The organism is Candidatus Eisenbacteria bacterium (assembly GCA_016867495.1).
Taxonomy (GTDB): domain Bacteria; phylum Eisenbacteria; class RBG-16-71-46; order CAIMUX01; family VGJL01; genus VGJL01.
The window spans coordinates 17756-27152 of record VGJL01000021.1; the positions used below are offsets into that span (position 1 = coordinate 17756).

General features: G+C 67.9%; 6 protein-coding genes. 1 reads left to right on the forward strand and 5 read right to left on the reverse strand.

Annotated features, from left to right (window positions below; all coding sequences use genetic code 11):
- Window positions 1-68 precede the first annotated feature (68 nt).
- The 4 genes from amrS to FJY88_04390 form a co-directional block, all read right to left on the reverse strand.
- Window positions 69-1244, reverse strand: coding sequence for an AmmeMemoRadiSam system radical SAM enzyme (gene amrS / locus FJY88_04375; protein MBM3286570.1), 1176 nt, complete (start codon window positions 1242-1244; stop codon window positions 69-71).
- Window positions 1244-2260 (reverse strand): DUF362 domain-containing protein, encoded by a 1017-nt coding sequence (locus FJY88_04380; GenBank protein MBM3286571.1) that lies wholly within the window; start codon window positions 2258-2260, stop codon window positions 1244-1246. Before FJY88_04380 ends, amrS begins: the two co-directional genes overlap by 1 nt.
- On the reverse strand, window positions 2194-3843 hold the full coding sequence (amrB, locus tag FJY88_04385; protein ID MBM3286572.1) for an AmmeMemoRadiSam system protein B: 1650 nt from the start codon (window positions 3841-3843) through the stop codon (window positions 2194-2196). The genes FJY88_04380 and amrB overlap by 67 nt, the downstream gene beginning before the upstream one ends.
- A 92-nt stretch (window positions 3844-3935) precedes the next feature.
- Window positions 3936-6023: a S9 family peptidase gene (locus FJY88_04390; protein MBM3286573.1), complete on the reverse strand. Its 2088-nt coding sequence runs from the start codon at window positions 6021-6023 to the stop codon at window positions 3936-3938.
- A 278-nt stretch (window positions 6024-6301) separates the two neighbouring features.
- Between FJY88_04390 and FJY88_04395 the strand changes: the two genes are divergently transcribed.
- The gene (locus FJY88_04395) at window positions 6302-6910 is read left to right on the forward strand and encodes a hypothetical protein (GenBank protein MBM3286574.1); all 609 of its coding nucleotides are present in this window, start codon (window positions 6302-6304) and stop codon (window positions 6908-6910) included.
- Window positions 6911-7069: 159 nt separating this feature from the next.
- Here the strand turns inward: FJY88_04395 and FJY88_04400 are convergent, their stop codons facing one another.
- Window positions 7070-9253 (reverse strand): hypothetical protein, encoded by a 2184-nt coding sequence (locus FJY88_04400; GenBank protein MBM3286575.1) that lies wholly within the window; start codon window positions 9251-9253, stop codon window positions 7070-7072.
- Between the last annotated feature and the right edge of the window lie 144 nt (window positions 9254-9397).

Genomic DNA, 9397 nt, shown 5'->3' on the forward strand with positions numbered 1-9397 from the left:
AACCGGTCGGGGTCCCCGGACGCGCCGCATGGTGGACGGGCCCCGACGGCTCCCTCCGCCCCGCGGGCCTAAGTCCACAGCCCCGGGATCGCCCGGCCGCAGCTCGAGCACGATCCACCCTTCAGGGCAGTCTCCATGATTGTGTAACCGACGCGCTTGATCAGGGTCTTCCCGCAGCCGGGGCAATAGGTGCTCTCTGCGGGATGCCCCGGGGCGTTCCCGACGTAAGCGAAGTGAAGCCCCGCCTCTCTTGCGTATCCGTGGATCCTCTCCAGCGTCCCGATGGGCGTCGACGGCAGATTCTGGAGGCGATACATCGGATGGAAGCGCGTGAAGTGAAGGGGGACCTCCGGGCCGAGAGTTCGCGCGACCCACTCGCAGAGTCCGCGCATCGATCCCTCGTCATCGTTCAGCGTGGGCACGACCAGCACGACGATCTCGAACCAGATTCCCGTTTCCTTCAGGATCTCGAGGGTCCGCAGGACCGGCTTCAGCTCGCCGTCGCAGACGTCGCGGTAGAAGGACTCCGTGAACCCCTTGAGGTCGATCTTCACGCCCGACAGACGGGGGAGGAGATCCCGGAGAGGCTTCTCCTGGATGTATCCGTTCGAGATGACGAGGCTCCGCACCCCGCGCGCGTTCCCGGCGTCCGCAACGTCCCGCACGTATTCCCAGAAGACGACCGGTTCGCTGTAGGTGAAGGCCACGAACGGGCAGGAAGAGCCGCGGGCGGTCTCGATCACCCTCGCCGGCGGGACCTCGACGCTGGGGATCTGCTCCGGCCTGAATTGCGAGATCTCCCAGTTCTGACAGTACCGGCACTGGATGTTGCATCCGGCCGTCGCGATCGAGAACGCCTTCGCCCCTGGGAGGACATGGAAGAAAGGCTTCTTCTCGACCGGGTCGATGTGCGCCGCGCAGACGCGGGAGTGGACGAGAGTTCTGTATTTGCCTCCGACGTTCATACGCACGCCGCAGGTGCCGCGCTCCTGATCGGCTACGCGGCACTCGCGCGGGCAGAGGCGGCAGACGGCGCGGTCGCCGCTCAGCGAGTCCCAGTAATCCGCCGGAGCGTCCGAGACCTCCCGTTCGCCGTCCTCAGCGGGCGCGAAGTCGAACAGTCCCTGGCCTAGCGCGGGACGAGGGAGCTGATCTGAATGTGGAAGGGGATCGAGAGCGCAGAGTCCCCCCGCGGCCGTCGCGCAGCGGGCGAGGAAACCGCGCCGGCCGAGCGAGCGGTCCATCAGGCGGCCACCTCCCGCACCGCGATCCGCGAACGATCGGCGATCCCGAGGCCGCGTCCCTCGGCCGTGGCGAGCCATGTCGGTTCCCGCCCGTCGTCGCGCAGCGCCGGCATCCCTCGCGCGGCGCGCTCCGCCTCGATCATCTCCCAGGCGATCCGATCGATCGCGATCGGATCGAGGGAGACCAGGATCTTCCGCGGCTTGAACAGGTAGGGGGGAGCGAGCGCGGGGCCGCCGTGGCACTGGGCGTCGATCGCATCGACGATGTTGAGGCGCAGCTTCGGCGCGATCGCGGGATGATCGAGGAGGTCGGCGAGATAGGGATCGCAGCGGTTCGCGTGGTAGCGGTTCGGGTTGTGGATCAGGCCGAAGAGGTTCTTGCAGGCGGCGGAGACGCCCGAGAGGTCGTGGTCCTTGCATACGCCGACATTCACCAGAACGGTGGCGTGCTCGGTGAGGATGCGCGTGAAGAGCGACCCGATCGAGCGGTGCTCTCGGATCTCCGTTTCGTATCCGCCTCCGCGCAAGGCGTCGGTGCCGAAGCAGCGCACGGCGTCCGCGGCGCGCGCGATCGGGTAGCCGGCCCGCTCGAGTTCGCGCGAGGTCCTGTCGAAGAGGACTATCGCGCCCGCCGGAACGCCCGCAGAGCGGATTCCCCGCACGACGGCATCGACCAGGGGAGGACGGGGGGACAGCGAGGCGCCCGAAAGACAGTTCAGCTTGATCGCCACGCGATCGCCAGGAGCGAAGAGGCTCCTCCATGTGTCGGGTCCGCCGAGGCCCGTGATGGCGGCGAGCGCGGAGTCCAGACCGGGAAGGAAGTCGGCCGGATCTCCGTCGCAGGAGATCGCGGCGACAAGGCCCCGCTTGCCCGGCCCGCCGAGGGCTCGGGCCGGGGATGAGCGCGCCGCGACGGCCGCCGCGGCCATCCCCAGGAAAGCGCGTCGCCTCAACGGCTGTGCTTCTCCTCGAAGACCTGCGCCTCGAACACCTCGAACTGCGTCCCGCTGCGCCATTCCTCAGAACCCAGCCCCGCCTTCCTGCAGAGGTGCCGGAGCATCGTCTCCCTGTCCCAACCCTGCTCCGGGGCGACCTGCGGAAGGAAGACCGCGCGGCGCCCGTCCTTCTCCAGAAGGACGCCGTGCCTCCCGACCTCGATCGCATCGTAGCCGGGGACGGGGACCGGCGGCGTCAGGACTGAGATCTCCACTTCGATCTCGGCAAGCTCGTCGGGACGGAGCGCCGGGAAGCGCGGATCGTGGAAGGCCGCGTTGATCGCCTGGTGGGCCACGCCCCGGACGAGCGGCTCGGTCCCGACGATGTTGCCGATGCAGCCGCGCAGATCGCCCGAGTCCGTGAGGGTCACGAAGACGCCCCGCTGCTCGTGGAGGGGCGAGTCTTCTCCGAACTCGTCGGGAACGCGGGCGGGCGGCGCATCGCTTCCCCGGAGGGCCGCGCCGATCGTGCGGCGCGCGAGGTCGAGAAGGAAGGCCTGTTCCTTCTCCGACAGCATCCTGGGCCGGCCGGGAGTGGAGCCGCCCGCAGGCTCGCGGATCGTTCCTCCCCCCGCCGCTTCGTCCGCGGTCGCGAAGGCCATGGCGACGTAGCTCACTGAATTCGTGAAGTCCCCCATGAGATCTCCCGATCGGGCGTACCCGAGTGTGGAGGCCCTGACAGGCTTTCCGCTGTACATCCCGAGCAGGACGCGGATCGGCTCGGCGCCGCAGATCGTCACGCCTGTTCGTGAGAGGTAGTCGTCGAACTCCGTGGGCGATAGCCTGCCGATCGCGCCGATCGCGTCGTTGTCGAGATCGTGGATTCTCCGCGGGATGTCGTCGCGGAAGGGAGTGTAGCCGTAGTTCGGTCCGAAGTGCGTGAAATCGGACGAGACGACGAGGAGCGCCCTGGGCCCGAGGAGAGCTTCCACGGCCTCGCCGATCGAAGCGAGGGTCTCCTCATCAAGGCGGCCGATGACGATCGGAACGAGCTTGAACCCCGGTGCGAGCGCGACCTGAAGGAACGGAAGCTCGATCTCCAGGGAGTGCTCCTTGGCGTGCGCGGCCGGAAGGCGCTGGAAGCCGCGCCGTCCAGCGAGGGAAGCGAGGGCGTTCTGGTCGAGCGGCGTCTCGCCGAGCGGCGTGCGCCACGCCGAGTGCTCCGGCAGGGCCGCGCCGCTGAAGGCGAGACGATGGCTCGGTCCGAGGAGAACGACGCGGTCGTAGGAGCGGCCCCGCACCGACGCGAACGCCTTGCCGGCCGTCGCGCCCGAGAACTGATAGCCGGCGTGCGGCGCGATCAAGGCCGAGGGAGGAAGCTCCACGGCTGCGGGGGGCCCGAGGTAGGCCTCGACGGCCTTGCGCAGCTCTGCGGCGTCCCCCGGGTACCAGCTCCCGGCAAGGATCGGCTGACGGACATCCCCGCGGCCGCGCCCCGGGGCGGCGAGCAGGAGCGCGCAGGCGACGGCGGCGGCGCATGCGCGGGCGATCCGACTCCGAGAGGGGATGGGGCGCGAGTCGCCCGCGACGCGATCTCTGTCTGCCAAGGCGAGCACCTCCGGTTTCGCGGCCGCCATGAGATTACCCCCCTCCCGGCGCGACATTCAATCACCGCCCGCCGCGCGCCTGGTCGACTCCGAGACCGGCGGATGCGATCTTCGCCCCTCGAACCGTTGGCCCGAGCGACAGCTCCGGATCAGCGCAGTCCCAACTCCTTCTGGAGGAAGCTGTATTCGAGGGCGGTCATGAACGCCCTCTGCGGATTGTTCGATGCGGTCGCATGTCCCCCCTCGATGTTCTCGTAGTAGAGCGCGCGGTGCCCCTGCTCCAGCATCCTCGCGACCATCTTGCGGGCGTGCCCCGGGTGGACGCGGTCGTCGCGCGTCGATGTGGTGAAGAGCACCGGCGGGTAGTGCGCGTCCGCGCGGACGTTGTGGTAGGGCGAGTACTTGCTCAGGTACGCCCACTCTTCCGGCGCGTCGGGATCGCCGTACTCGCCCATCCAGCTCGCTCCCGCCAGCAGCTTGTGGTAGCGGCGCATGTCGAGGAGCGGAACCTGGCTCACTACCGCCCCGAAGAGTTCGGGCCGCTGCACGAGGACGACCCCAACGAGAAGGCCGCCGTTGGATCCCCCTTCGATTCCGAGCTTCGCGGGCGAAGTCACCTTGGTCGCGATCAAGTCCTCCGCGACCGCGATGAAGTCATCGAACGCGCGCTGCCGGTTCTCCTTGATCGCCGCCTGGTGCCACTGCGGACCGAACTCGCCGCCGCCGCGGGTGTTCGCCAGGGCGTACACGCCGCCCCGCTCCAGCCAGCCGACGCCCAGGCTGCCGCCGTAGAACGGCTGCATGGACTGCTCGAAGCCGCCGTACCCATAGAGGAGCGTCGGGTTGGATCCGTCGCGGGGGATGCCCGCACGCGCGACGAGGAAATAGGGGACACGGGTGCCGTCGGCCGAGACGGCCTCGAGCTGTTCGACGCTGAGTCCGCCGGCATCGAAGAAGGACGGCAGCGACCGGACCTTGGCCGGCGGGCCGGCGCCGATCGTGCCGAGCGAGAGGGTCGTCGGCGTGAGGAAGTCGGTGACGTGCATCCAGTAGTCGTCGGAGCGCAACGGGTCCACGCCCCAGACCGCCACGGTGGCAAGTGTCGTTCCCTCGACCGGCTTGCGCATCCAGGATCCGTCTTGCGGGGTCAGGGTGTAGTGGCGGTCGCGCACGTTCTCCATTTCGTTGATGATGAGGTGGTGCAACGTGCCGCCGACGCCGGCCAGAGAGCGGCGCGCGCCCGGCTCGAAGAGGACGGCGAAGTCCCGTCCGCCCGCGAGGAAGCGCTCGATCTGAATCGCGAGAAGGGAACCGGCGGGGTAGGTGCGCCCGCCCGTCGTCCAGTCGGAGCGGAGGGTCAGGAGGATCTGATCGGCGAAGGTCCGGACCTCGGCATCGTCCTGCTTGTCGAGCCTGACCCACTCCGCTCCGCGCCGGAGGAACGTCTCGTTCGCGTAGGCCGACATGGCGTGGATCAGGAAGTCGTAGACGCGCCCCCCGCGCTCGAGGACACGGTAGGCGTAGTTGTACGGATCGGCGGCGACCCCTTCGTAGATCGTCCGCGCCGCGGCGATCGGGGTGCCGCGCGCCCACTCCTTCACAAGACGGGGATAGCCGGCGTCGGTCAGGCTGCCCGGGCCGAAGTCGGTGCCCACATAGAGCGTGTCGCGGCTCTTCCAGCTGGTGAAGGACTTCGCCTCCGGAAGGCTGAACCCCTCGCTCACGAAGGTCTTGGTGGCGAGATCGAACTCGCGCACGACGGCCGCGTCGCCGCCGCCGCGCGAGAGGCGAATCAGGCAACGGTCGCGGTCGGGCTCGAGGACATCGTAGCCGCCGTAGACCCAGTTTTCCTTCTCGTCGGCGGCGAGGCTGTCGAGGTCGATCACGGTCTCCCAGGAAGGGGTGGGGGACAGGAAGGACTCCATCGACGTCCGCCGCAGGATCCCGCGCACGTGGGTCTCGTCTGTCCAGAAGTTGTACAAGTAGTCTCCGACCTTGTCGGGGTAGGCGATCCGGTCCTTCGAGTCATAGATCGCGAGGAGCCGGGCGCGGAGCGACGCGAACTCGGGATCGTTCGTGAGCGCGCGCGAGGACTCGTCGTTGCGCGCGCGTGCCCACTGGAGGGATGTCTCGCTATCGACGTCCTCGAGCCAGAGGTAGGCGTCCGGCGGCTCGGGCGCCGCGGCCTGGCCGGCCGATCGCCCGGCCGCCGATGCGACGCCGAGAGCCGCGAACATGAGCGGTAGAGCAAGCGTGCGCGCAAGACGAGACAGTTCCGAGACCATCAAGATGTCCTCCATCCTCCGTCGATCCAGGAAGCGCATCCCCTGCCGGGAAGGCGCCGTCCGCGCCACGCCGGGTCGTCGGGCGCGGTGGGCACAGCGTAGAGCCTACCATCGGCCACGAACTTCTTCGTCCACATGCGGCCATCCAGGTCGACCTTGTTTCCGACGCAAGATGGCGCTACCATTTTGATCGGTCGGGAACGAGGCCCGCACACCCATCGGAGGACGCCATGAGGAACATGGTCGCGCGCATCTTTGTCCCGCTCGGGTTCCTGTTCATCGCGTGGGCGCTGGCTTCTCCGGCGCAGGCGCAGCCTCCAGATACGTATATCTGGCTCGATTTCGATGACGATGGAAGCCCCTGGACCCTGAGGACGAGTCTCCCCGAAGGGGTTACGTCGGCGACGGTCAAGTTCGTTCTCGAGGTGGGCACGACCCCCATTCCCCCCGTGATCGCGTACGGGAGGTTCACTGAGGGGTGTTGTAACGGTCCAGAGTCCGACGCCCACTACGGAACCTATGTCGACGCTCAGTCTGTGACCTTCGATCCGATCTATGTCATCGACTTCTTCCTGGAGTTCGCCACGTGCACCTTCTGCTGTCCATGGGGGCTCGGGTTGGTCATCGCCTCTGACGCGCCCGTTGTGACGGGCCAGCGCTACTTCATCGGCCAGGCCGCATGGAACGCATACTGCGACGTCCCCGGTCCCTGCACGCCGCCGACCGATTTCTCGTACTACTTCCAGGAGTTGGGCGGGGAGGGCCACATGTACTTCTATTGCCCTCCCACCGCGGTCCAGGATCGCTCGTGGGGCAGGATCAAGATTCTCTTTCGCTAGCGCCGGGCGGGCGCGCCAAGAACGGTTCGATCCATCTGGCCGCCGGCATCTGCTTCAGCCGTTCCGCCGGATCTCAGGACCAGTATCACGCGGCGCATCCCGGATTCTGAGGTAGCTCCAGGAAGGACTCTCCCCGGCCGATTGGCTCTCGCGGGGAATCTATCGAAGCTCGACTCGCAGGCCCGCCCTCCAGAGGCGTGGCTCGCCGAAGTTCGCCGACTCGCGAATCCGCTCCCGGTAAGAAGAAGCCCACTCCTCTCCTCGGTCGGCCGTTTCGTTTCGACCCTCCGTCGATTCGAGCCACCCGTCGTCGTCCCCCTCGCCGGTCGCGGGGAAGACGCGAAGGGTGTTCTTCTTGTCGGTGACATTCGTGACCTCGAGCCAGACCTGGGACGCGATGCTGAAGACCCGGAGCGTCTTGGCGATCCTCAGGTCGAGCTGGCCCGTCCATGGGAGCCTGCCGGCGTTCGGCTCGTAGCCGACAGCCGCCTGCGGTTGCCGCTCGAGGGCCTCCTCGGTGAGTAAGCCCGCCGAGTAGATCTGGCTCCAGGTGAATCTCCCTCCCGAAGCGGCCCGAAACAGCGCGGAGATCTCGATGTCGCGGGATAGGAAGCCGTCGCTTCCGAAGACGGAGGCGCCGGGCCGCGCGACACAAGCGAGGGAGAAGCGATGGCGGCGATCGCGGAGCGACGGATAGAACTCCCGCGAGGCGTCGTCTCCACCGGCGAGCAAGGGGGCTGCGCTTCCCTCTCGGGGATCGATGCCTTCGAGCGGGAAGTTCTCGGAGTGCCAACCGGCGTCGAGCAGCTCGGGCTCGAGCGTCTCGGTTCTCGATCTCGATAGATCGTACGAGGCGCGGATCCGGATGTCCGTCACCGGTTCCCAGATCCCGCGAGCGGAGAGACCGATGAGGTCGCGCCTGCCGTCGTTGACGTAGAACGGGAGCGCTCCCGCGTCCTGGGCGATCAGCCGCGGCGTGATGGCATCCTCGATCCTGCGGCCCTCCAGCCCGACCCGGAGCCAGAAGGCCCTGCTTATGCGGGCCCCCACAGCGGCCAGGCCGATCCACGCCCTCTCGGGCTCGAGGGCCGGATTGCCGTAGATCGTCTGAGGCGGCCGATTTGGATCGGGAGCGATCGACGCGAAGGCGAGCGAGATGGGACTGTAGTAGATCGCCTCGGAAGGAGGGATCCAGGTCTCGCGTCCCCCCGTGAGCCAGAGACGGATCCTCGGATGCAGGGCGCGCGTGAGTGCGACTCGGGGATCGATCGATGTGCGGGTCTTCTCCTTGGCGTAGCGAGCGGGATCCTTCCAGTTGCCGGGGTCGTCGGCCGTTCCGAACGGGTTCCTCAGACTCCGCAGCGGCTCCTGCCCCGGCTTGAAGAGGGTGAGGCGCAACCCCGCCTCGGCCTCTCCGAGTGCGGCGGGAAGCGATCGGCGCGCCGAGGAAAACGCCGCCAGAGTCAGAGGCTTCCCGGGCTCGCGGCCCGTCTCGTCGCTGCGGGCTCCACCATCGACGCTGTAGCCGATCGATTGCATGTCCACATCCGAGACGCCCAGGACAGGATTGTGATGCTCGTAGCTCCTGTAGGAGCCTCTCCGCAGAGAGAGTCCGGCGCCGGCGGCGTTCGCGGTGCCGGGACGATGCCAGATCTCCATGCCGGCGGCCAGGTCGACTTGCAGGTTCTTGCGGAAGTAGTTGTATATGTGCCCCTGGTCGGCCGGGATGGATGGATCATCGCCTTGCCAGTAAAGGCCCGTTTCATCAGGTCCGGGGTTCTCGATGGAGCGGTAAGCTCCGATTCTGTCAAAGAGGAGTCCATCTCCGGTCGCCAGATAGGTTCTCTGGATCGACAGCGTCCCGGCCATGCTGAGATCGTCACCGATCTCATGGACCGCGCGCAGACCGGCCGCGATCGATGCGCGGTCTTCCCGGGGCGTGTGCGGCGCGTTGCGCCGGAAAGCCTCGAGGAAGCGGTCTCGCTGGCTCCCATCCCCATAGAAGAGCGCCGTGATCCTCGTCGCCTTCCCCGGGTCGAGATGAAGCTGGCCGCGCACCTCCAGAGCGTCGAGCCCGTTGCGTGGCAGTCTCTCGCCATCGGTGAAGACGCTCGGCGCGCCATCGAGGTAGTTCATCCCCCTGATGGCTCCGGTCAGACGGGGCCGCAGAGGGAGCTTGGGATACGATCGAGAGAAGGCCGCCTCGAACGAACTCCGTCCCCGGCCTCCTCCCGCCGCCCCGGCCTCCGTGTAGCTCTCGTCCGCGCGCGAGAGGAGATCGCGCGCGGCCAGTTCGCGCGCCGCGCCATCGGCGCCGAGGGCCGAACGGCTGGATCGCGCCATCGATTCTCCGCGGAGACGAACGGTGTGGCGGAACCCGGTCCCGGCAAGGGGCAGCCTGTCGAGTGTCTGCGTCCTCTGTTGGCCGGGCGAAGTGAGGGCGGCGATCGCCCCTTCCTCTCCGGCCCCCGGAAGCGCCGACAACCA